Origin of the sequence: Thiothrix unzii, from assembly GCF_017901175.1 — a bacterium.
GTDB lineage: Bacteria > Pseudomonadota > Gammaproteobacteria > Thiotrichales > Thiotrichaceae > Thiothrix > Thiothrix unzii.
In genome coordinates this window covers 1,689,824-1,712,584 of the sequence record NZ_CP072793.1, presented here as the reverse complement: position 1 = coordinate 1,712,584, position 22,761 = coordinate 1,689,824, and the positions used below count along the sequence as shown (strand labels likewise).

The 22,761-nt window shown below is 51.0% G+C and carries 23 protein-coding genes; 18 read left to right on the top strand and 5 right to left on the bottom strand.

All coding sequences use genetic code 11. The features are described 5' to 3' along the window. The first annotated feature begins 3 nt into the window (after positions 1 to 3). The 7 genes from nrdR to mnmH are packed head-to-tail and all read left to right on the top strand — an operon-like array spanning position 4 to position 6,326. Positions 4 to 513, top strand: coding sequence for a transcriptional regulator NrdR (nrdR, locus tag J9260_RS08635; RefSeq protein WP_210220597.1), 510 nt, complete (start codon positions 4 to 6; stop codon positions 511 to 513). Continuing rightward, a complete protein-coding gene (gene ribD / locus J9260_RS08630; RefSeq protein WP_246499723.1) occupies positions 510 to 1,628 on the top strand; it encodes a bifunctional diaminohydroxyphosphoribosylaminopyrimidine deaminase/5-amino-6-(5-phosphoribosylamino)uracil reductase RibD in 1,119 nt (372 codons plus the stop codon). Before nrdR ends, ribD begins: the two co-directional genes overlap by 4 nt. Beyond that, on the top strand, positions 1,616 to 2,578 hold the full coding sequence (locus tag J9260_RS08625; protein WP_210220596.1) for a DNA-methyltransferase: 963 nt from the start codon (positions 1,616 to 1,618) through the stop codon (positions 2,576 to 2,578). The genes ribD and J9260_RS08625 overlap by 13 nt, the downstream gene beginning before the upstream one ends. Further along, positions 2,575 to 3,492, top strand: coding sequence for a hypothetical protein (locus J9260_RS08620; protein WP_210220595.1), 918 nt, complete (start codon positions 2,575 to 2,577; stop codon positions 3,490 to 3,492). Before J9260_RS08625 ends, J9260_RS08620 begins: the two co-directional genes overlap by 4 nt. Positions 3,493 to 3,499: 7 nt before the next feature. Beyond that, complete coding sequence (locus tag J9260_RS08615; RefSeq protein WP_210220594.1) at positions 3,500 to 4,162, top strand: riboflavin synthase; 663 nt, start codon at positions 3,500 to 3,502, stop codon at positions 4,160 to 4,162. Then, positions 4,159 to 5,202: a selenide, water dikinase SelD gene (gene selD, locus J9260_RS08610; protein WP_210220593.1), complete on the top strand. Its 1,044-nt coding sequence runs from the start codon at positions 4,159 to 4,161 to the stop codon at positions 5,200 to 5,202. Before J9260_RS08615 ends, selD begins: the two co-directional genes overlap by 4 nt. A gap of 2 nt (positions 5,203 to 5,204) precedes the next feature. After that, positions 5,205 to 6,326: a tRNA 2-selenouridine(34) synthase MnmH gene (gene mnmH, locus J9260_RS08605; RefSeq protein WP_246499721.1), complete on the top strand. Its 1,122-nt coding sequence runs from the start codon at positions 5,205 to 5,207 to the stop codon at positions 6,324 to 6,326. 5 nt (positions 6,327 to 6,331) lie between these two features. Here the strand turns inward: mnmH and J9260_RS08600 are convergent, their stop codons facing one another. Then, the gene (locus tag J9260_RS08600) at positions 6,332 to 6,691 is read right to left on the bottom strand and encodes a roadblock/LC7 domain-containing protein (protein ID WP_210220592.1); all 360 of its coding nucleotides are present in this window, start codon (positions 6,689 to 6,691) and stop codon (positions 6,332 to 6,334) included. Positions 6,692 to 6,860: 169 nt separating this feature from the next. Here J9260_RS08600 and J9260_RS08595 point away from each other — a divergent pair, with 169 nt between their 5' ends. Then, positions 6,861 to 7,607 carry a spermidine synthase gene (locus J9260_RS08595; protein ID WP_210220591.1) on the top strand — a complete coding sequence of 249 codons (747 nt, stop codon included), beginning with the start codon at positions 6,861 to 6,863 and terminating at the stop codon, positions 7,605 to 7,607. A gap of 2 nt (positions 7,608 to 7,609) precedes the next feature. Here J9260_RS08595 and J9260_RS08590 read toward each other — a convergent pair whose 3' ends face one another. Further along, entirely contained in the window at positions 7,610 to 9,169 is a 1,560-nt protein-coding gene (locus J9260_RS08590) for a protein adenylyltransferase SelO (protein ID WP_210220590.1), read from the bottom strand. Positions 9,170 to 9,332: 163 nt separating this feature from the next. Here J9260_RS08590 and J9260_RS08585 point away from each other — a divergent pair, with 163 nt between their 5' ends. Further along, positions 9,333 to 12,224, top strand: coding sequence for an AAA family ATPase (locus tag J9260_RS08585; protein WP_210220589.1), 2,892 nt, complete (start codon positions 9,333 to 9,335; stop codon positions 12,222 to 12,224). Positions 12,225 to 12,238: 14 nt separating this feature from the next. On the opposite strand, the gene J9260_RS08580 is transcribed toward J9260_RS08585, so the two are convergent. Then, a complete protein-coding gene (locus J9260_RS08580) occupies positions 12,239 to 12,478 on the bottom strand; it encodes a hypothetical protein (RefSeq protein ID WP_210220588.1) in 240 nt (79 codons plus the stop codon). Between the two features lie 228 nt (positions 12,479 to 12,706). Between J9260_RS08580 and J9260_RS08575 the strand changes: the two genes are divergently transcribed. After that, a complete protein-coding gene (locus tag J9260_RS08575) occupies positions 12,707 to 13,144 on the top strand; it encodes a hypothetical protein (RefSeq protein ID WP_210220587.1) in 438 nt (145 codons plus the stop codon). A 23-nt stretch (positions 13,145 to 13,167) separates the two neighbouring features. Further along, positions 13,168 to 14,526, top strand: a complete 1,359-nt coding sequence (locus J9260_RS08570) for a flavin monoamine oxidase family protein (RefSeq protein WP_210220586.1) — start codon at positions 13,168 to 13,170, stop codon at positions 14,524 to 14,526. A gap of 62 nt (positions 14,527 to 14,588) precedes the next feature. On the opposite strand, the gene J9260_RS08565 is transcribed toward J9260_RS08570, so the two are convergent. Continuing rightward, positions 14,589 to 15,503: a LysR family transcriptional regulator gene (locus J9260_RS08565; protein ID WP_210220585.1), complete on the bottom strand. Its 915-nt coding sequence runs from the start codon at positions 15,501 to 15,503 to the stop codon at positions 14,589 to 14,591. Positions 15,504 to 15,661: 158 nt separating this feature from the next. Between J9260_RS08565 and J9260_RS08560 the strand changes: the two genes are divergently transcribed. From J9260_RS08560 to J9260_RS08540, 5 genes are all read left to right on the top strand, one after another. Beyond that, positions 15,662 to 17,083 carry a form I ribulose bisphosphate carboxylase large subunit gene (locus tag J9260_RS08560; protein WP_210220584.1) on the top strand — a complete coding sequence of 474 codons (1,422 nt, stop codon included), beginning with the start codon at positions 15,662 to 15,664 and terminating at the stop codon, positions 17,081 to 17,083. Positions 17,084 to 17,116: 33 nt separating this feature from the next. Continuing rightward, positions 17,117 to 17,473: a ribulose bisphosphate carboxylase small subunit gene (locus tag J9260_RS08555; RefSeq protein WP_210220583.1), complete on the top strand. Its 357-nt coding sequence runs from the start codon at positions 17,117 to 17,119 to the stop codon at positions 17,471 to 17,473. A 114-nt stretch (positions 17,474 to 17,587) separates the two neighbouring features. Continuing rightward, the gene (locus J9260_RS08550; RefSeq protein WP_210220582.1) at positions 17,588 to 17,899 is read left to right on the top strand and encodes a hypothetical protein; all 312 of its coding nucleotides are present in this window, start codon (positions 17,588 to 17,590) and stop codon (positions 17,897 to 17,899) included. Between the two features lie 25 nt (positions 17,900 to 17,924). Continuing rightward, positions 17,925 to 18,740: a CbbQ/NirQ/NorQ/GpvN family protein gene (locus tag J9260_RS08545; RefSeq protein WP_202716526.1), complete on the top strand. Its 816-nt coding sequence runs from the start codon at positions 17,925 to 17,927 to the stop codon at positions 18,738 to 18,740. An 18-nt stretch (positions 18,741 to 18,758) separates the two neighbouring features. Continuing rightward, entirely contained in the window at positions 18,759 to 21,104 is a 2,346-nt protein-coding gene (locus J9260_RS08540) for a nitric oxide reductase activation protein NorD (protein ID WP_210220581.1), read from the top strand. A 64-nt stretch (positions 21,105 to 21,168) separates the two neighbouring features. On the opposite strand, the gene J9260_RS08535 is transcribed toward J9260_RS08540, so the two are convergent. After that, positions 21,169 to 21,654, bottom strand: coding sequence for a PIN domain-containing protein (locus J9260_RS08535; protein ID WP_210220580.1), 486 nt, complete (start codon positions 21,652 to 21,654; stop codon positions 21,169 to 21,171). Positions 21,655 to 21,956: 302 nt separating this feature from the next. On the opposite strand from J9260_RS08535, the gene J9260_RS08530 reads away from it, so the two are divergent. Both J9260_RS08530 and J9260_RS08525 read left to right on the top strand, forming a co-directional pair. After that, positions 21,957 to 22,217 carry a type II toxin-antitoxin system TacA family antitoxin gene (locus J9260_RS08530; RefSeq protein WP_210220579.1) on the top strand — a complete coding sequence of 87 codons (261 nt, stop codon included), beginning with the start codon at positions 21,957 to 21,959 and terminating at the stop codon, positions 22,215 to 22,217. Further along, positions 22,208 to 22,711: a GNAT family N-acetyltransferase gene (locus J9260_RS08525; protein ID WP_210220578.1), complete on the top strand. Its 504-nt coding sequence runs from the start codon at positions 22,208 to 22,210 to the stop codon at positions 22,709 to 22,711. The genes J9260_RS08530 and J9260_RS08525 overlap by 10 nt, the downstream gene beginning before the upstream one ends. Positions 22,712 to 22,761: the final 50 nt, after the last annotated feature.

Sequence of the window (22,761 nt, the reverse complement as noted above, 5' to 3'; positions counted from 1 at the left end):
GCGATGCGTTGCCCTTTTTGCGGAACGGATGATACGCGGGTAGTTGACTCGCGCTTGGCGAATGACGGCGATCAAGTGCGCCGTCGTCGTCGCTGCGTGGCTTGTGATGAACGCTTTACCACTTATGAGGTGGCGGAACTCACCATGCCGCGTGTGATTAAATCCAATGCGGCGCGTGAGCCATTCAACGATGAAAAGTTACGTGCGGGCATTATGCGAGCACTCGAAAAACGCCCCGTTTCAATTGAGGGCATTGAAGCCGCGCTCAACCGTATCCGCAAACGTATTTTGATCAGTGGGGAACGTGAAGTTGCGTCCTCCACGGTCGGCGAATTGGTGATGGATGAATTGCGCCAATTGGACGAAGTGGCGTATATCCGTTTTGCTTCTGTGTACCGCCGCTTTGATGCGATTGAAGAATTCCGCAGCATGATTGATCATCTGGAAAGTACCCCTTCTAGCGAACAGCGTCACCGCCAGATTGACTTATTACCGCGCCCACCCAAGGTATGACTTTTACCGCTGACGACCACCGTTACATGGCTCGCGCTTTGCAATTAGCGCGGCACGGTTTATATACCACCCACCCTAATCCTCGCGTTGGCTGCGTTATTGTGCGGCACGGGCAAATTGTCGGCGAAGGTTGGCACGCCAAAGCGGGGGAAGCACACGCTGAAATTCACGCGCTACGCACGGCTGGCGAGGCGGCACGCGGCGCGGATGTCTATGTCACTTTAGAACCGTGTTCCCATTTTGGACGCACTCCGCCGTGTGCTAATGCCTTGATTCAAGTCGGTGTTGCGCGGGTCGTGGCAGCAATGGTTGACCCCAATCCGCTGGTGGCTGGCAACGGTTTAGCCTTGTTACAACAAGCAGGCATCGCTACCGCATCGGGATTGTTGGAAAACGATGCGCGGGCGTTAAACCCCGGTTTTATTACCCGTATGGCCTTGAATCGCCCGTATTTGCGCTTGAAAATGGCGATGAGTTTGGATGGGCGCACCGCGATGGAATCCGGCGAAAGCGTGTGGATTACCGGCGAAGCTGCACGCCATGATGTGCAATTCTGGCGGGCGCAAGCAGGGGCAATTTTAACCGGCATTGGTACGGTATTAGCCGATGATCCATCGTTAAATGTGCGTTTAACCGCGCAAGAGTTGGGCATTGATGGCGAAGTACGCCAACCGGTGCGTGTGGTGCTGGACTCTGCTTTGCGCTTTCCATTGACGGCACAAATGTTGCGTTTACCTGGTCAAATCCTGATTTACACCTGTAATAATGATGCGGCAAAAATCGCGCAGTTGGCTCAGTTTGGTGTGAAAGTGCGCTGTTTTAACGGCGATAAATTAGCGTTAACGCAGGTGATGGCAGCGTTGGTTGAGGATGGCATTACCGAAGTGCATGTGGAAGCGGGTGCGACGTTGACAGGGGCGTTAGTTGCGCAAGGGTTTGCCGATGAGATGGTGATTTACCTTGCAGCGCATTTAATGGGTTCGCGTGCCCGTGCTTTGTTTGATTTGCCGCATCTGGCTCACATGCATGAACGCATTAAGTTGGAAATTCGTGATATTCGCGCCGTTGGGCAGGATTGGCGTATTATTGCAAGAACATCACCATGTCAGTCGTAACTATGACCCAGCTTCACTTAGATATGATGTCTCCGAGCCTTGCCTGCGAAGCAGTTGAGCAGGTCGACATTGTGCCTGTTATTCAAGGGTTTCAGTGTCAGTATGCGCATTCCAGCGGGGTGTTGTATCAGGGGAACTCCATTGACTGGCTCGCTTCGCTTGCGGATAGCTCTGTCGATTTGGTTTTTGCTGACCCACCCTACAACATCAAAAAAGCGGATTGGGATAATTTTGAGAGTCAAGAGTATTACATTGATTGGTCAATGCAATGGATACAACAAGCAGCACGGGCTTTGAAACCGACAGGTTCATTGTACATTTGCGGGTTTTCCGAGATATTAGCTGATTTGAAACATCCCGCGTCGCGCTATTTTAAACAGTGCCGTTGGTTGATTTGGCACTATAAAAACAAAGCCAACTTAGGAAATGATTGGGGTAGGGCGCATGAAAGCATCCTTCATTTTCGCAAGTCGGAAGCGGTAAAACTCAATGTTGATGATGTGCGCATTCCTTATGGGGCGCATACTCTGAAATACCCATCACATCCTCAAGCAGATACCAGTGCTTATGGTAAGGGGGGTAATAAATCCCGTGATAATTGGATGCCTCATCCCAAGGGTGCGAAACCAAAAGATGTGATTGATATTCCGACCACGTGTAATGGTATGGGTGAAAGTACGCCGCATCCCACTCAAAAGCCAGAGGAGCTGGTGCGTAAGTTTGTACTGGCTTCATCTAATGCAGGGGATTTAGTGATTGATCCATTTTCTGGTTCAGGAACGACCGTTGTGGTGGCTGAACAATTAGGGAGACGTTGGATGGGATGTGATTTAAATCCCGAATACAATCAGTGGGCTATTAAGCGACTGGAAAATGTGCGCAGTATGAGCAAAGACGAATGGATCGCTTTTGATCGCAAAAACGCTGAACGTAGGGAGTCCATCCGTTGAAATTAGCAGATTTGGTCAATCATGCTGCTAATAAACAGCAATTTCAGCAGCTTAGCGATTATATTGATTTTTGCCGTCAGTATTTGGCATTTGTTGAAACTGGCTTGCAGGCTCGTATCGTTTCGCAGAACGAAAGCTACTATCAGTTTTTTCAGTATGGTGTGGAAGGGCAATACAATATCAGTCGTCCAATCAATACTCGTCTGTTTTACACGGCTGAAAGTTTTGAGACGATGATTTCACATTTTACCCAGACCTTTACAGACTTGAAACAGGGTCAGCGGGTTGACGATGAACAACGTGACCGTATTATCCGTATCATTTATACCTTGCAACAGACAATTGGGGCGGCACTCGATGCACTGCCAGCGGGAAAATCGAACCAAGCCCGCAAGGTGAATGGTGATTTGTTTGAACGGCTCATTCGGTTGTTATTACAGGAAATGGGGGCTGATTGCACGGCAGGTGTTGTACAAGTTCCGGTGAAAGATGATGCTGGAGCTTTGCTGTTCCACACTAGTTATCAGCATGATTTACTTATTCGCCACGCCGGAGATTTAAAGGTTATTGGTTCAGTCAAAACATCCAGTAAAGATAGACTGGATAAGGTGTTCGTCGATAAGTTTCTTTACAGTCGCTTGACCGGAACCGCATTGCCGCACATTGCGATTTTTCTCAACGATGTGCAGCGCAAAAAAACCAAGCAAGAAAATAGTTATGGTATCAGCACGACATTTTTACCCGGACACTTTCGTGCGTACACAGTCAAATTAAACCCATTAGACGGGGTTTATTATTGTGACATTCGCCCCAATATGCGGGAGGATGCATTACTTTCCACTCACATCCGCACCATAGACCATCTTTTTCTGGATGATTTATGGGAATTGCTGAATAAACCCAGCGGAGATTAATTACCCCATGTTTACCGGAATCATCGAAGCCATCGGCACTATCCGCGATATGCAACCCAAAGGTGGCGACCTGCGTTTAACTCTTGCTGTTGGCAAGTTAGACATGAGCGACGTAGCCCTTGGCGACAGTATCGCGGTCAATGGCGTATGTCTGACGGCTATTGCCTTCGACAGCAGCAGCTTTAGTGCTGACGTTTCGCGCGAAACCTTGTCGTTAACCAGCCTTGGTAATCTCAGCCGGGGTTCTAAGGTGAATCTGGAAAAAGCCTTGACCCTGCAAACTCGCCTCGGTGGGCATTTAGTCAGCGGTCATGTCGACGGTTTGGGTGAAGTGGTGAGTCGTCATGATGACGGGCGTTCGGTGCGTTTTACGATTCGCGCCCCGGATGCATTAGCCAAATACATTGCTGCGAAGGGTTCGATTACCGTGGATGGCACGAGCCTTACCGTCAATAAGGTCGATGGCAGTAACTTTGAACTCAATATTGTGCCGCACACCCTTGATGAAACCATCATCGCCGATTACCGCAGTGGCTCAAAAGTGAATCTGGAAGTGGATGTGATTGCACGTTACCTTGAGCGGTTATTGCTGGGTGAAAAAGCTGCGCACTCCACGGCAACCAGCGGTCTTACGGAAAGTTTTCTGGCTGAACACGGGTTTATTAAATGAACAACGCACCTATTCGCATGACTGAATACAGCCACGGCTCCGGTTGTGGTTGCAAAATCGCTCCGGCAGTACTGGATGTCATTTTACACAGCACGTTACCCCCGGATGTGTGCGATGCATTGCTGGTCGGGAACAGTTCGCGTGACGATGCGGCGGTTTACGATTTGGGCAATGGCACGGCGGTGATTAGCACTACCGATTTTTTCATGCCGATTGTGGATGATCCGTTTACGTTTGGGCGGATTGCGGCAACCAATGCGATTAGCGATATTTACGCAATGGGTGGCAAACCGTTGATGGCGATTGCGATTTTTGGTTGGCCTTTGGATAAATTGCCACCGGAAGTTGGGCGTGAAGTGGTCGAAGGCGGGCGTAAAGCGTGTCAGGATGCGGGCATTCCATTAGCCGGTGGGCATAGCATTGACGCACCCGAACCGATTTTTGGTTTAGCCGTTACTGGCATTGTGCCAACCGCGCACCTTAAGCAAAACAGTACCGCCACCGCCGGTTGCCAATTGTACCTAACCAAACCGTTGGGCATTGGTATTTTGACCACGGCGCAAAAACGCAAAGTATTATTACCCGAACACAGCAACCTTGCGATTGAGGTGATGTGCCAGATGAACTCACTGGGCGCGGAACTGGGGCAGTTGTCCGGGGTAACCGCATTAACGGATGTGACGGGCTTTGGTTTGGGCGGGCATTTGCGCGAAATGTGCGAAGGCAGCCAGTTGCAGGCGGTGATTCAGTTCGATCAAGTGCCGGTGTTGCCGCATATTCCGCAATACTTGGAGCTGGATTGTTCACCGGGTGGGGCAAAGCGCAATTTTGACAGTTACGGTTATGCCTTGGGTGCGATGACTGAGCGGCAACGTCAGATTGTCTGTGACCCGCAAACCAGTGGTGGTTTATTGGTGGCAGTGGAACCGGCGGGGGAGGCGGCATTTTTGCAAGTGTGCGCTGCTGCGGGGATGACGCTGCAACCGATCGGTTATTTGCGTGCGCCAATCGCGGGTGAAGCCTTGATCACGGTAGTTTAAGCATGTTGAAAACCCGCCAAGATTTGCCCTTAATCGACGACTTGCAAGCGTTGTTTTTGCGTGATGTGCCGCTGCTGGATGTGCGTGCGCCCGTCGAATTCCATGAGGGGGCATTTCCCACTGCGCAAAATCACCCGTTAATGGATGACGCAGACCGGGTGGCGATTGGCACGCGCTATAAGCAACAAGGGCAGGACGCGGCGATTGCATTGGGTTTGCAGCGTGTCAGTGGCGAGGTAAAAGCGCAGCGGGTGGCGGCGTGGGAACAATTCGCGCGGGAACATCCTGACGGGGTGTTGTACTGTTTTCGCGGTGGCTTGCGTTCGCGGATTTCACAGCAATGGTTATTTGAACAAACTGGCCTGCATTACCCGCGTGTCAAAGGTGGCTATAAGGCGATGCGGCGGTTTTTGCTGAATCAGCTTGAAACCCTACCGGCAACCTTACAACCTGTGGTGTTGAGCGGGCGTACCGGCTCTGGTAAAACCCGCTTTTTGCAAACCTTGCAACGTACTATGGATTTGGAAGGTTTAGCCAATCACCGTGGCTCTGCTTTTGGGGGGCAACCGACCCCGCAACCGAGTCAAATCAGTTTTGAAAACGCGCTGGCGATTCAATTATTGCGTGCGCTGCAAACCCAGTCCGCGCTGTTATTTGAAGATGAAAGTCGCATGATTGGCTCATTGCATTTACCGGAAACGTTTTTTACGCGCTTGCGGGAGGCACCGTTGGTATTGATGCAGGTGGCGGATGCCGAACGCGTGGAAATCAGTTATCAAGAATACGTGGTGGATACCAGCGCGGCTTTTACGGCGTTACATCACGGTGATGTAGAACGTGGTTTTGCGGCATTTAGCGGGTATTTGTTAGGCAGTTTGGATAAAATCCAACGGCGTTTGGGGGGCGCACGCCATCAGGCGGTGTTGAAGATGATGCAGCAGGCGTTGGCGATACAGGCGCGTGACGGCACGACGCAGGCGCATTACGACTGGGTGCGGCTGATTTTGCTGGACTATTACGACCCGATGTATGACTACCAAATCAGCAAAAAGCAGGAGCGTCTGGTATTCAGTGGTTCACCTGCTGAAGTGCGTGATTACCTCAGCAGTGTGGGGGTTGTGTAATCAGCTTAGCCAAGCGCGGTGGTTGAAACTTCGTCGAGTACATGGTGTAAATGGTTGGAAATTTGTTCCAGTACCACATCATTACGGGTCAAAATCGCAATCAATGCATCGGGGCTGACGCGGCTCAATAAAATATTACCTTGCGAGCAACGTAATTCCACATGATCTAGGGTGTCAGTGAACAGGTTTTTGGTGGCGTATTCGCCCCATGTCAACATTGCCGCGCTCAATGCACTGGCATGGTCGGGGTCAACACCTGGCATGGGGTCGTGAAATAACGCTAAACCTGTATTGGAAATAATGGCGGAAGCCTCAATCCCTTGATGCTGCCGGTTCAGATCGCTAAAAATTTTTGCTAGGTTCATTGGGTGCATTCAGTTTATCCGTGTGTGATTTTCTGCTGGACGCTATGAGTATAGACGGCTATTTAGCACCTGTTGTTAATAATCTTTTAAATAGATTATTTAGCATTTTCTATTTAAAAACAGCCGATATTCCCCTGTTTTTTAACGATAAACGGTATGCAATGCACCTATGTCACCGATAAAAACACTTTACACCGCAACGGATGAATTAGGGGAAGTTATCGTCACCGACGATGGCGAATGCCGCGTGCTTGGTTTTTGCCCCAATGATGAACAAAGTCGTTGCCTGAAAGCCGCGCCACACGTGTTGCAATACGAATACACTCAAGCGATGTTACTGGTATTGCTGTTTTGTCAGCCCCGGCGCGTGTTGGTATTGGGTATGGGCGGCGGTAGTTTGGTTACGGCGTTGCACCACCATATACCGGGTATTCAAATTACGGCGGTGGAATTACGGGCGCAAGTTATTGAAGTGGCGTACCGTTTTTTTCAGATGCCGCGCAGCAAACGGGTGCAAGTGATTCAGCAAGATGCGGATCAGTTTTTAGATTCGCCAAATTTACGTAAACCCGATGTGATTTTCGCCGACTTGTACCACGGCACGGGGGTGGACGACGTGCAGTTACGCGATGATTTTATTGCGCGGTGTGCGGCGTTACTCAAGGACGACGGCTGGTTAGTGCTCAATTGCTGGAATGAACACCGCGAAGACGCACGGCTACGCGATGCATTACGCGCTCATTTTACCGACATCCGCACCGTGATGACCAGCAGTCGCAATTGGGTGATTCTCGCGGGTAAAGCGCAGGACTGGCAAACCAACGGTGCGCTAAAAGACACCGCGTTTAAGTTAAGTGCGTCGCTGGGGTTTCCGCTGTTACGCCATTTGGGGCGAATGCGCGGCTTGGGTGAATAGCCTCACGAGCTGCACGAGAGCATGGAGCAGCCCGCCTTATGCCGCGCCCATTCCGGGCGTTTTTCCGCAAAGTGTGCGTAAGCAGTCTGCTCGTCATAAGGGTGACGCAATGCATCCAACAACGCCAGAATCTGCGAATTATCCCCCTCGGTAGCAGCATCAATCGCTTGTTGCGCGAGGTAATTACGCAATACAAAGCGCGGATTGACCGCATTCATGCGGGTGCGGCGAGTCTGATCGCTTAAGCCATCTTGCTGTAAACGTGCTACATAAAGTTGCAACCACGCCTCCCACGTACCACGTTGTTGTGCGAATAATTCAGGGCGGTAAAACGCGCTGTTTAACACGGCCAAATCGGGTCGTTCTAGCTCAATTTCAGCCAGTTCACGGAAAAACAAGGTCATGTCGACTTCGGACTTATGCAGTAATTCAAAGGCTTGATTGATCCAGGGCGCATCCGCGTCCGATAACGTCACAATACCAAATTTTGCCGCGAGCATTTCGCCAAAAGTTTCGGTGTAAGTATCCGCGTAAGCTTGTAAACCTGCCTGCAAGATGCTCGAATCTTTAATCAGTGGCATAAGTGCGTCGCTTAAGCGTGCGAGATTCCAATGCCCAATGTACGGCTGTTGCCCGTAGGTGTAGCGTTTACCATGTTCATCGGTGGTGTTGGGTGTCCACATCGGGTCGTAATCTTCCAGCCAACCGTAAGGCCCGTAGTCAATGGTCAACCCCAGAATCGACATATTGTCGGTATTCATTACCCCATGCACAAAGCCGACCCGCATCCAGTGCGCAATCATAATCGCGGTGCGGCGGCACACTTCCACAAACCATTGAGCGCGTTTGCTGGCAGTATCACCTTGCAGTTCGGGGTAATCCCGCGCAATCGTGAAATCCACCAATTGCGCCAATAGTCCCAAATCGCCGCGCTGTGCGGGTAATTCAAAATTGCCGAAACGGATAAACGACGGCGCGACCCGGCACACAATGGCTCCCGGTTCAAGCGCGGGGTTGCCATCATAAAGCATATCGCGCATGACCTTATCGCCCGTCATGACCAGACTTAAGGCGCGGGTAGTCGGAATGCCAAGGTGAAACATGGCTTCGCTGCACAAAAACTCACGCACCGAAGAACGCAATACTGCCCGCCCATCTGCACGGCGCGAATACGGCGTTTGTCCCGCGCCTTTGAGTTGCAATTCCCAACGTTGCCCCGCCGCGTTTACGCTTTCCCCCAAAGATATTGCGCGTCCATCGCCCAATTGCCCCGCCCAGCCGCCGAATTGATGTCCACCGTAACACGCGGCGTAAGGTTGCATTCCTTCCAGCAAGGCATTGCCGCCAAATATTTGGGCAATACGCGGATCATTCATGTCCTCAGCTTGCCAGCCCAGCAATGCGGCGACTTCGGGCGAATAGGCTAGTAAACGCGGGTCGGCGACGGGCGTGGGGGTAACGCTTGACCACAATGCGTCATACACTTGGCGCGACAGCTTAACATTGTCGGTGTCACCGGGGAGTTCACGCACAAAGCGGTTATCAAAAGTCAGGGGGCGCATAAGGATTCCTGTGGCTAATCTGGGTTAAGCAAACCAGATAAGGCGCACGATGTCGAGAAAGCTTACCTATTGACTCGATAAGCCGCCGAACGGTCTTGCCTTCATAGGGTAAGCCCGTTAACCTCAGTGCGCTTTTGGGTGAACTATTGCTGAGTATGGTTGAATGCAAGTCCTGCTTTATAACGAATTAAATCCGCAAGCGATTCAGGGTTTTGCTAAATGGCAAAAATTCATGGAAGCGGATGATTTAAAGTCCGCCGATGTCAAAAAGATCGGTGATAATTTGTATCGGGCGCGATTAAATCGCACCGATCGTTTATTACTGGCATTTCATCATTATCAGGGTCAGCGTTACGCGCTGGTGCTGGAATACCTGAAAAATCACGATTATGCCGGTTCCCGGTTTTTACGCGGTGTGGCACAACTTGATGAAGAGGCTATTCCGTTACTGGAGAGCGTGCCGGAAGATATGCCAGCGTTGGCGTATGTGAATCCGCAGCACCCACGATTTAATTTACTCGATAAAATCATTGCGTTTGATGATGTGCAACAGGCGATTTACCAACTGACTCCGCCGTTGGTGATTATTGGCTCGGCGGGTAGTGGCAAAACGGCACTGACCTTAGAAAAGATGAAAGCGGTGGCGGGGGACGTGTTGTATGTGACGCTTTCGACATATTTGGTGCGCAATGCGCGGGATTTGTATTACGCGCACGCTTACGATAATCCGCAGCAGCAGGTGGACTTTTTATCGTTTCAGGAGTTTTTGGAAAGCATTCAGATTCCGGTGGGAAAACCGATTGATTTTCACACGTTTGCAGCGTGGTTTGCGCGGCAACCGCGTTCGGCGATAAAAGACGCGCACAAATTATTTGAAGAGTTTAAAGGGGTGATTACCGGGCCATCGGTGGATACGGCGTATTTGAGCCGGGAGCAATACCTGAATTTGGGGGTTAAACAGTCGATCTTTTTGGAAGAAGAACGTGCGGCGGTTTATGCTATTTTCAGTAGCTATTTGAGCTTTTTGCAGGAAAGTGGGTATTACGATAGCAATATCGTTAGCCATCAATACGTGACGTATAGCAGCCCACGTTACGATTTTGTGGTGGTGGATGAAGTTCAGGATTTAACCAATAGCCAGCTTTATTTAATTCTCAAAGCCTTACGTGAGCCGCGTGGGTTTTTATTGTGCGGCGATGCCAATCAGATTGTTCACCCGAATTTCTTTTCGTGGAGCAAGGTTAAAAGCCTGTTTTACCAAGAAATGCCGGGGCAGGGCGAGGCGGAATTGATCCGTATTTTGCACACCAATTACCGCAATTCCCCGCAGGTAACGGCATTGGCGAACCGTTTATTGCTGTTAAAGCAGGCGCGGTTTGGCTCTATTGACCGCGAAAGCAATTATTTGGTGAATAGTAACGGGCATGTGCAGGGCAAGGTGGTGTTTTTGCAAGATCGCGACACTATCCGCCGCGAGTTAAACGCTAAAACCCGCACCTCAACGCGCTTTGGGGTGGTGGTAATGCACGAGTCGAAAAAGTTGGAAGCGCAACAGCATTTCAATACGCCGCTGGTGTTTTCGATCCAAGAAGCCAAGGGGCTGGAGTACGAAAATATTATTTTGTACAACTTCCTCAGTGCTGAAGCCAAACGGTTTCGGGAAGTGTGCGAGGGTGTCAATCCGGCGGATTTACAGGGTGATTTAACTTATGCACGCGCTAAAAGTAAAACCGATAAGTCACTGGAAACCTATAAGTTTTACGTGAATGCGTTGTATGTGGCGTTAACCCGTGCGGTGTGTGATTTGTATTGGATTGAAGCTGACCCGCAGCAACGTTTATTGAGTTTACTAGGGCTGGAACAAGCGCAAGACAGCCTCACGCTGGAAAATCAGGGGTCAAGTTTGGAGGATTGGCAGCGCGAAGCCCACAAGCTGAGCCTGCAAGGTAAACAAGAACAAGCCGAGCGGATTCGGCGCGAAATTTTACAGCAGCAAACCCCGACTTGGACGGTTTATCGCGACGATACTTTGCAGCAATTACATCAACAAGCGATTCAGGGCAATGATAAAAAAGCACGGTTGACGGCGTTTGAAATTGCGTTAGTTCACGACGATACCCAATGGTTGCGGGATTTGTTATTAGTCGATTTTAAGCCAGCACGTCACCCGGAAAACGGGATTAAATTACTTCAGCAGAAACATTATCTGGCGTATCAGGCAAAAAATCCGCAGGCATTACGTCAGCAACTCCAGCAATTTGGGGTGGATTTCCGCAATCCGTTTAACCAAACCCCGTTAATGACGGCAACCTGGTTAGGAAATGCGGCCTTGGTGGAGGAATTGCTGGAACGCGGGGCGGATACTGATCTGGTGAATAATCAGGGGTTTACTGCGTTTCAAATTGCGTTACAGCAAGCGAGTAAGGACGAGAAATACGCTAAACAGACGTTAGGGCGCATATACGCGGCATTAGAGCCGGATAGCATTAGCATTCAGGTGGACGCGCGTTTAATCAAGCTGGATAAGCGCGGCATGGAATTTTTCCTGCTGAATCTATTAATTGTGCTGTTTTACCGGGTACTGCCGTCGAAATTGATAAAAAGCGGTGGGTTTGGCACACAAGAGGTGTTGGATGCGATTGCGCATTTCCCTGATCACGTTTTACCCAAGCACCGCAAGCAACGGGCCTACCTGTCGTCAGTATTGGCGAAAAACGAGATGTATCGCGACGGGGCGTATAACTACAAATTGTTTTACCGGCTGCGTCAGGGGCATTACGTGTTTAACCCCAGCTTGATGCTGCGGGTGGAAGGGGAGTGGGTGAATATTTACCAGCTATTGCCGCTGGATAAACTCACTTATCGTGCTGAGGCAGGTACGAACGGTTGGGATAAAAACGACCAACGTTATTGGGATCAGCAAATGGAATGGGGGTGCGATAACCTCAATCAGGCGTTACAAAAAGTGCGTGGGGATGTGCTGAACGACGCACTTTCAATGTTGAAAGTGCTGTGTGAACAAGAGTTGCAGCGGATTCAGCAAATACCGGGGTGAGTTTCAGGTTTTTGCTATTTGGTGGTGGTGCAGCGCAAGTTCAACTTGCTAGGCGTTGGTGGGGGATGCGTCAATTCTGAGCTAATGGTGAAAACACCGCGTGCGCCGGGGGTGAATCCAAAAATCTGTGCGAATGTTTTGCTCTTTGATGCGGCAATTTCAGAACGTAATGTGACCAGTTCCGCGCCGGGTATGTGTGTGCGCAGTACTTCGGCGATTTCGGCTGTCATTTTAGCCAGTGTTTCGTCATTCACTGGCTAACCTCCCTGAAGAATACGGGGCGTTCGGTGTCATTGGGTTCCCTCACTGATTGCCTATTAATAAGACAGATCAGCACATTAAGAAAATCCATGCACTTTGTAAATAGCTACCGTATCATTTTCGCATAATTAGTGGCCACTTTGTTTCGCCGTAAGCAGAAAATCGTTCTAATGCACACTGCACTACGCCCACTTGCTTTTATCAACTGACTGGAATGCCTGATGCGCCGTTTTGACCTCCAACATTTTTCCCACATCAGCACGATTGCCACCGCGCTTGTTGCCGTGCTGGCACTGGTGATTGCTATCTGGCAAATCAAAGCGGCGGAAAATATCCAACGCGAAGCCTCTGCCCGCGAAGCCTTCAAGGAATACCTCAAACTCGCCATCGACAAGCCCGATTTTGCCAATGCCCAACCCGGCGATAACAAGGGCGCGAAGTCTGGTTATGAATGGTTCGTGACCTACTTCCTCTACAGCGCGGAACAGATTTACACGGCTTACCCCGATGACCCGCAGTGGCACAAAGGGTTGGCAGCAGAAGTCTGTTACCACGAAGTTTATTTGTCAGGCGCGGAATACCAAAAATCGGTCAAGCTCCAGCATGACCCCGACTTTGCCGAGTTTGTGGATGCTGCATTGAAAACCTGCTCCCAGTAATAAAAAACGAGGTAATACATCCCATGCGTCGCCGAAAATTTTTACACATAATCGCCGCTCTGTTGGCAAGCACTAGCGTTGCGCCGCTGTCTGCCGCTTCCGCCAAACGTATTGTAGTAGTCGGCGCAGGCATCGCCGGTCTGACTGCCGCGCAAGCCCTGCGCCAGCAAGGGCATTCCGTGACCGTTGTGGAAGCGCGTGACCGACTGGGCGGACGTTTGTGGACAAGCAAACGCTGGCAACACATGCCCGTAGACCTCGGCGCAACGTGGATTCACGGCGCAAAAGACAACCCCTTATCCGCCTTGGCTGACCGCATCGGCGCAAAACGTTTGATCACCCGTTACGCCGACACCACCACCTACAACACCGCTGGCAAACCCTTGAACAACGCCGAAAGCCGCCAATTGGAACAGTGGCAAGCGCGTATCGACAACGCATTGGAAGCCGCACAAGCCGCTGACACCGATCAATCCGTGCAAGCCGCTGTTGAAAAAGCCCTCGACTGGAGCGACCTGAAGGCAAACGAACGCCAACTCGTGCAATTCATCCTCAATAGTACGTTGGAACAAGAATACGCAGGCGGCATCCACGAGCTTTCCGCCCACTGGCATGATGCCGCAGCGGCATTCAAAGGCGACGACGCACTGTTCCCAGATGGCTACCAAGTCATCGTCGATCATCTGGCAAACGGGCTGGATGTGCGCTTGCAACACGTCGTACAACAGGTCACATGGTCAGATAAGCAAGTGACTGTGCAGACCGACCGGGGCGTGTTTCAAGCTGATCACGCCGTTATCACCTTGCCGCTAGGCGTGTTGAAAAGTGGGCAAGTCGCCTTTTCTCCGCCATTGCCTGTCCGCAAGCAACAAGCCATTGCGGCACTGGGAATGGGCACGTTAAACAAGTGTTACCTGCAATTCCCCAGCGTTTTCTGGCCGGAGGATCAGGACTGGCTGGAATACATTCCCAGCGAAGCAGGTGCGTGGACAGAATGGGTGAGCCTAGAGCGGGTAGCTGGCTGGCCGGTGTTGCTGGGTTTCAATGCAGCGGAACGCGGCAAGCACATCGAGCAATGGACAGATCAGCAAATCGTGGCTGATGCCATGCAAACCTTGCGCAAGCTATTCGGGGATAACATCCCTGATCCCGTGGATTACCAGCTTACCCGCTGGAATGCTGACCCGTATGCGCGGGGCGCGTATTCCTTCAATAGCGTGGGTTCAACGCCTGCCATGCGTGACCATTTGGCAGAACGTTTGAGCAAGACGGTGTTTTTTGCCGGGGAAGCCACCGAGCGCAAGCATTTTAGCAGTGTGCATGGGGCGTACCTGTCCGGTTTGCGGGCAGCCCAGCAAATTCTTGAACAGGTTCGTGGGTAATCCATCCACATGCATTCGCCCGTGTGCAAACCTAGAACTTCCATCAGTACCCTTGGTGCGCATTACAGCGACACCTTACTCACAAAGCGCGGAGCTTCCGCCATCACAAACCGCTTAAACTCCCGTGCAATCGGCGACAACCGCTTGCCCTTGCGCATCACCACGTGCCAATGGCGGTGAATCGGGAAATTTTCCACCTGTAAAATCACCAACCGCCCGCTATCCAGTTCCGGCTGGATGGTGTGCATCGACACAATCCCCAGCCCCAACCCCGCCTCGACCGCGTGTTTAATCGTTTCATTGCTGCGCATTTCCAATGAATTTTTGCAACTGGCATTGTGTTTATTCAAGTGCCGCTCAATCGCGCTGCGCGTCCCAGACCCTTTCTCGCGCACGATAAAGCGTTCCGCCAGCACATCACTCAGCAACAGCGGGCGACCAATGCCTACCAGCGGATGCGTCGGCGCGGCAATCACTACCAGCGGATTTTCCATCAAACGCTCGGATTGCAACCCGTGACCTTTGGGCGGTTCACCCATGATCACCATGTCCGGCTCGTGGTTTTCCAACTGATCCAGCAAGGTGTGACGGTTGGTCACATCCAGCGTGATATTAATGCCTTCGTGTTGGCGGGAAAACTCTGCCAGCAATTGTGTAACGAAATAATTGGCAGTCGTCGCCACCGACACAATCAAGTGCCCACCCTTGGTTCCTTTGAATTCCTTCATCGCACCTAGCATGTCGCCGTGCGCCTGTAATACGCGGCTGGCGTAGTGCAACATTTCCTTGCCTATCGGGGTCAGGCACATTTTTTTACCTTGACGCTCAAACAATGCCAGCCCGCTATCCTCCTCCAACTGCTTGATTTGCATGGATACCGCAGGCTGCGTCATGAATAGCTTTTCCGCCGCACGGGTATAACTTTCGTATTGTGCCACCGCTTCAAAAATGCGGATTTGGCTTAATGAATACGGCATCGTGTTCCTCCTAAAAACATCAGCTTTCCTTATATTTACACGTTTCATTATTGAGTTTCAATTATACCTACTGTTTGGCATACTTCTCCCCCATCAGCAGGCAGTGCTTGTTGTTTAGGCAAAAACACTTTTTCTTATAACCTCGTTGGAGGCACTTCATGGCAGTTAAGAATTACAGCGCGGGCGTGAAAGAATACCGCGAAACCTACTGGATGCCGGACTACACCCCGAAAGATACCGACATCCTCGCTTGCTTCAAAATCACTCCTCAGGCGGGCGTACCGCGTGAAGAAGTGGCAGCAGCAGTAGCCGCAGAATCTTCCACGGGTACTTGGACTACCGTTTGGACTGACCTGTTGACCGATCTGGACTACTACAAAGGTCGTGCTTACGCCATTGAAGACGTACCCGGCGATGACACCTGCTTCTACGCATTTGTCGCATACCCAATCGACCTGTTTGAAGAAGGTTCAGTCGTAAACGTACTGACTTCATTGGTTGGTAACGTGTTTGGTTTCAAAGCCTTGCGTGCACTGCGTTTGGAAGACATCCGCTTCCCTATCGCTTATGTTATGACTTGTAACGGCCCACCACAGGGTATCCAAGTTGAACGCGATATTATGAACAAATACGGTCGTCCGCTGTTGGGTTGCACCATCAAGCCTAAGCTGGGTCTGTCTGCGAAAAACTACGGTCGTGCGTGCTACGAAGGTCTGCGCGGCGGTTTGGACTTCACCAAAGACGACGAAAACGTTAACAGCCAGCCGTTCATGCGCTGGAGACACCGTTTCGATTTCGTCATGGAAGCCATCCACAAAGCGGAAGCCGAAACTGGCGAGCGCAAGGGTCACTACCTGAACGTTACTGCGCCTACGTCTGATGAAATGATGCGCCGTGCGGAATACGCCAAAGAAATCGGTGCGCCGATCATCATGCACGACTACCTGACCGGCGGTCTGTCAGCGAACACCCAATTGGCGCAATGGTGCCAAAACAACGGCATGTTGTTGCACATCCACCGTGCGATGCACGCGGTACTCGACCGCAACCCGCACCACGGTATCCACTTCCGCGTACTGACTAAAGTATTGCGTTTGTCCGGCGGTGACCACCTGCACTCCGGCACGGTTGTAGGCAAGCTGGAAGGCGACCGCGAAGCTACCTTGGGTTGGATCGACATCATGCGCGATTCCTTCATCAAAGAAGACCGTTCACGCGGTATTTTCTTCGACCAAGACTGGGGTTCAATGCCAGGGGTAATCCCTGTCGCTTCCGGTGGTATCCACGTTTGGCACATGCCTGCGCTGGTTAACATCTTCGGTGATGACTCCGTATTGCAATTCGGCGGCGGCACACTGGGTCACCCGTGGGGCAATGCAGCAGGTGCGGCGGCTAACCGCGTCGCGGTTGAAGCGTGCGTTGAAGCACGTAACATGGGTCGTGAACTGGAAAAAGAAGGTAAGGACATCCTCACTAATGCAGCGAAGTCTAGCCCTGAACTGAAAATCGCTATGGAAACATGGAAAGAAATCAAGTTCGAGTTCGACACCGTTGATAAACTTGACGTTTCGCACAAGTAATTGATTATTTAACCTAATTTTGGAGTACATCACATGAGTGATATGCAAGACTACAAATCAAGCTTGAGCAATGCAGACAGCCGCAAGTTTGAAACTTTTTCCTACCTGCCAGCGATGAATGCGGATCAAACGCGCAAGCAAATCCAATACATCGTCAACAAAGGCTGGAACCCATCCATCGAACACACTGAGCCAGAAAATGCCTTCGGCAGCTACTGGTACATGTGGAAATTGCCGATGTTCGGTGAAACCAACGTCGATACCATTCTGGCAGAACTCGAAAACTGCCACGCTGCGCACCCGAACAACCACGTTCGTTTGCTCGGTTTGGATAACTACGCGCAATGCGCGGGTGCATCCATGGTTATTTTCCGTGGTAAAACCGTCTAATTGATGGTTAGATGGCGTGTGGAGGGCGTATGCAATACGCCCCTACCGCAGACATCCCGTAGGGGCGTATTGCATACGCCCTTACCCACCACCCAAACCAACAGGAAACACGCCATGAACAAACCCAGCACTTACATCGGTATCGACAAAGATCTTCAAGGTGGCATGACCACGATTGGCAAGATTATCCGCGACGCTTGGGTATTTGGCATTTTGCCTGAAACACAAACTTGTGAAGGCTGGAACCTAGCCGGGATTGACTCCGTGTTACAGAAGGTCAATGCCGAGTGGGACAAATACGGTTGTTTAGTCAGCCGCCTACCACCTGATTTAGCCGAACGCCATCAGCGCATTCACGGTGCTGCCATCGAAAAAGCCCGTGCCAATGGCTGGTGCGGCGAGCATGAAACCGACGACGAAGATTAACCCTGCGAGAAAATGAGGTCGCCTTATGTCTGCTACTACTGTTGATCCCAACCAATACCTCGTTAAAAACGAACCTTATTACGAAGCGGTTGGTGACGAAATCGCTTTGTACGAAGCCGCCTATAGCGCACGTATGCCAATGATGCTCAAAGGGCCAACAGGTTGTGGTAAATCGCGTTTCGTCGAACACATGGCATGGCGGCTGAAACGCCCACTGATTACCGTGGCGTGTAACGAAGACATGACGGCCTCTGACTTAGTAGGGCGTTTCTTGCTCGATAAAGACGGCACGAAATGGCAAGACGGTCCGTTAGCAACCGCTGCCCGCATCGGCGCAATCTGCTATTTGGATGAAGTCGTCGAAGCACGCCAAGACACCACCGTCGTGATTCACCCGCTGACCGACCATCGCCGCAGCTTACCGCTGGACAAAAAAGGCGAGTTGATCGAAGCACACCCTGATTTCCAATTGGTGATTTCCTACAACCCCGGCTACCAGAGTTTGATGAAGGATTTGAAGCAATCCACCAAGCAACGTTTCGGTGCGTTGGATTTTGACTACCCGCGTGAACAGGTCGAAGTCGCCATCGTTTCCAAAGAATCCGGCGTGGATGAAAAGACCGCCGCCAAATTGGTACAGATTGCACACCGGGCGCGTAACCTCAAGGGGCACGGGCTGGATGAAGGCATTTCCACCCGTTTGCTGGTGTACGCAGGGCAATTGATTAGCAAAGGCGTTACGCCGCTGGCTGCCTGCTCGATGACGATGGTGACACCGTTGACCGACGACCCCGATATGCGGGATACGCTGAATGCGGCGGTGCAGACGTTCTTTGGGTAAACCAAACGGTAGGCAATTATGGCAATCCATCTTGAAGAGTATCGGGAATTTCTCGAAAAAATAACGCCACGGGTGCGTGATGTCCTCGATGGTTCGTACCAAGAAGCCACGCGGGTGATGTCACCAGCCGGATTGCTGGATTATCTGGATGGTGCCAAAGCCATTCAGAAACTTGGTCGCGGTGAAGACCTGATCATCACTTATTTGCAGGAAATGCCGCTGGTTGCCAAAGAATGCGGCGAAGACATTATTCCCGATGTGGTCACATCCGCGATGAAACTGTCGTCGATGGTGTCTGGTGAAGTGATTACGCTGATGATTTCCAGCCTGCCTACGGCTTCGCGGCATTTGGGGGATGCGGAATTGGTGCGCGGCTACCTGACGTTTATTCACCAGTTTTCTTCGACAGCGGCACGCGGCTTACGCCCGATGCTGAATCATATGGATGAATTGCTTTCCAAACTCACGTTGAGTGGCTTGCGGCGCTGGGCAAATTTTGGGGCGCAAGCCTATCGGCGTGATTTCAATAATTTAACCAAATATTTTGATCTGGAATCAGCGGATAGTCGTGCCACGTTGCAGAAAGAACGCCGTGGGGTGTTGTTCGTTAAAACCCAGCGTAAGCTGAATTTTTACTTGCGGGCGTTGTGGGCGCGTGACTTTTTCTTGCGTCCGACGGGTGCGGATTACACCGATTTTCGCCCTTACATCGAACACCGTATTTTTCACATGCCGGATGCGGTGGATGATCTTGGCGATATTCCGGGGCTGGAATTGTACCGCGCTACTGCGGCGCACATGGCGGCGCATTTGATGTATACCCGCAAGGCATTGTCGGCGGAACAGCTTAGCCCTGCGCAATTGTTTTTCATCGGCTTTATGGAAGATGCGCGGGTTGAATACAAAGCCACGCAAGCGTTTCCGGGGCTAAAAACTTTGTGGAGTCGGCTGCTGACGGCGAATTATGACGGCGCGGTGGAACACCCGACCATGCGTTTGTTGGAAAACATTGCGCTGATGTTGCTGGATGAACAGGTGACGGGTGCAGGTGATGAGGCAATTAGTGCATTCGTGGCGAAATTCCACGCGAATATTGCTGAAAAACAGGACGATGGGCAGTTTTCGTGGTTGATGGGGGTCGAGCTTTACAACCTGTTTGCGGGGCGGCGTGAAGTGCCGAGCTTGCGGATTCTGGAGCGCATTCGCATCCCTTACCGCGATGACAACCGTTATGTCTGGACGATGGAGGAAATGACGTGGGATGTTGGGTTTGAATACGTCCCCGCCAGCCAGCGGCAGGTGCGTCGTCAGGTCAATGTGATGATGATGGCGAACGAGGTTGATTGCGAACTCGCGGGCGATGACGCGCAGGAAATTTGGACGTGTTCCACCGAAATGCGCCCGTATGAAGACGATTTGACCGATAACACCAAGACTTTCAATGAAATGTGGGGCAAAGAGCCGGTTTCTGAGCCGTTTCATTATCATGAGTGGGATTACCACATTCAGTTGCATCGCCCGGATTGGGTGACGGTGTACGAACGCCGCCAGCAACGCGGTGATCCTGATGATATTCGGGCGATTATTGACGCTTACCGTCCGGTGGCGCATCGCATTAAGCAGATTATCGACTTGCTGACTCCCGATGGAGTGCAACGCCAACGCGGGCTGGAAGACGGCGACGAAATCGACATTAATGCGGCGGTGGATGCGATGATTTCGATCCGCATGGGCGAACAGCCGAACCCGCGCATTACCATGCGTAATGTGATTAAAAACCGTGACTTGGCGGTGGTGGTATTGCTGGATTTGTCGCAATCCACCAATGAAGCGATGAAAGGTTCGGATAAGACGGTGCTGCAATTGACCCGTGAAGCTTCCACGCTGGTGGCGACGGCGATTGAGGGGATTGGCGACCCGTATGCGATTCACGGCTTTGCATCGGATGGGCGGCATGATGTGCAGTATTTCCGCTTGAAGGATTTTAATCAGCATTTCGATGATGAGGCGAAATCACGCTTGGCGGGGATGAAGGGTGGGCTTTCCACGCGCATGGGGGCAGCGTTGCGTCATTCTGCATACCATTTGCACAAGCAACCGGAACGCCGCAAGCTGATTTTATTAGTGACGGATGGCGAACCGGCGGATATTGACGAGCGCGACCCGCAACATTTGCGTTTCGATGCGAAAAAGGCGGTGGAGGAGCTGTATAGCCAAGGGGTGCAGACGTATTGTTTGACGCTTGACCCACACGCGGATGATTATGTGAAACGGATTTTTGGGCAGAATAATTACACGGTGATTGACCATGTGGATCGGTTGCCGGAGCAGTTGCCGGTGTTGTTTGCTAGTTTGACGAAGTAACCTGAGTTCGGAATAACGATAAATTCGGATTGCGGATTTGCGGGCGAGTGGATTTTGATTCAGTTTATCCGGCTTGGTAGGCAGCGGATACTTGCCGATAGAGCTTGTCAGACATTCTGAAGCCGTTACGGATAGCCTGATCCAACAGTGATTGGGCGGTAGCAGGCGGTAACACGTTTCTTTTGACCGACAGCAGTAATAAACCGGCAAAGCCTGTTACGGTCAAGTTTTTTTGCAAGGCGATTGTACTGCCTTTACGTTCATCAATCAGGATCGGAAACTGGCGTTCCAAAGCCAAAGTGATGGCTTCTGCTTCACCGGGATCAAGTATTAGTTGCAGGCTGCTGAGTTGTTCCGAAGGTTCCAATCGAATGATTTCTATGCAACCTACAGCGTTGATTATTTTGATAATGTCGGGTGATCCAGCGGACAATTCGTTCAAAACCGCCTGCGGAATCAGAATGCTTTCAAACACTGCACATAACAACTCGATGGATTGCAAACCTTCCAGCGCAATCAAGCTGGTGATGTCACTGACAATAACTTTCATGCTGCCAGCATCTTCTCAATCGCTGCCAAATCTTCGGTAAAATCATAATCTGCTACCGGAACGCCCAGTAACCCCAGTAACTTGATGGTTTCATGTTGGTTTTTACCGAGTCCTGAAAAGCTTTGGTTAGCTTGCCGGGGTTGGTTCGGAGTTCTTTGATGCCGATGACTTGCATTAATTATACTACTTTTAGGATGTATATTTATGTTGGGGCTTTTAGTGTGAACATTCAAGGTGGCGTGCTTGCATCGTAATGATAATCGGCGTATGTTTTTGTCATACATGATTTGAGGATGAACTCGATGACAACTTCCATACTGAGCGTGCGTGTCAACGAAACAGAACGCAATTTGCTGGAAACGGCGGCTAAATACGCCCATACCAACCTTAGCGATTTTGTCCGGCGCAAAGCCTTAGAATCTGCCGAGATTGAGATGATGGGGCGGGTAGTGGTCGAAATATCTGCTAAACACTGGCAGGATTTCGAGGCATGGCTCAACACGCCACCGCAAGCGATACCTGCATTACAACGTATTGCCGGGATGAAGCCTGCATGGGAATAAGTAAGCCGCGTCCGTTGAGCGAAGAGGACAACCGTGCTGAATTTGATTGTGGCAGGGCTTCATTGAATGAGTGGTTTCAACGCCACGCATGGAAAAATCACAAGGCGGACATATCGCGTACCAATATTGTGTGTGACACCGAAACGGGAAAGATAGCGGGTTACGTCACGCTGCTTGCCGCAGAAATACGCCGTGAGTTTTTGGTCAAAGCGCAGCAACGTAATAAGCCAGAGGCAATTCCAGTCATTTTGTTGGGGCAGTTGGCGGTGGATGTCCAATACCAAGGGCAGGGCTTGTCAACGTCATTATTGTTTTTCGCTTTTAAAACGGTATTGCGTATTGCGGATGTGGCGGGCTGTTATGGTTTGATTACCCATCCGCTGGATGAATCGGTACGCGCTTTCTATCAACGCCACGGTTTTCAGGATATTCCGTATGACCCGGAACGTGCCATGATGGTTCGGATTGCGGATTTGCGGGTGAGTGGGTTTTGATGCTCAAAATGCAGCTATATTTTGAGGATGCTGTTTACTTGACTCCGCGA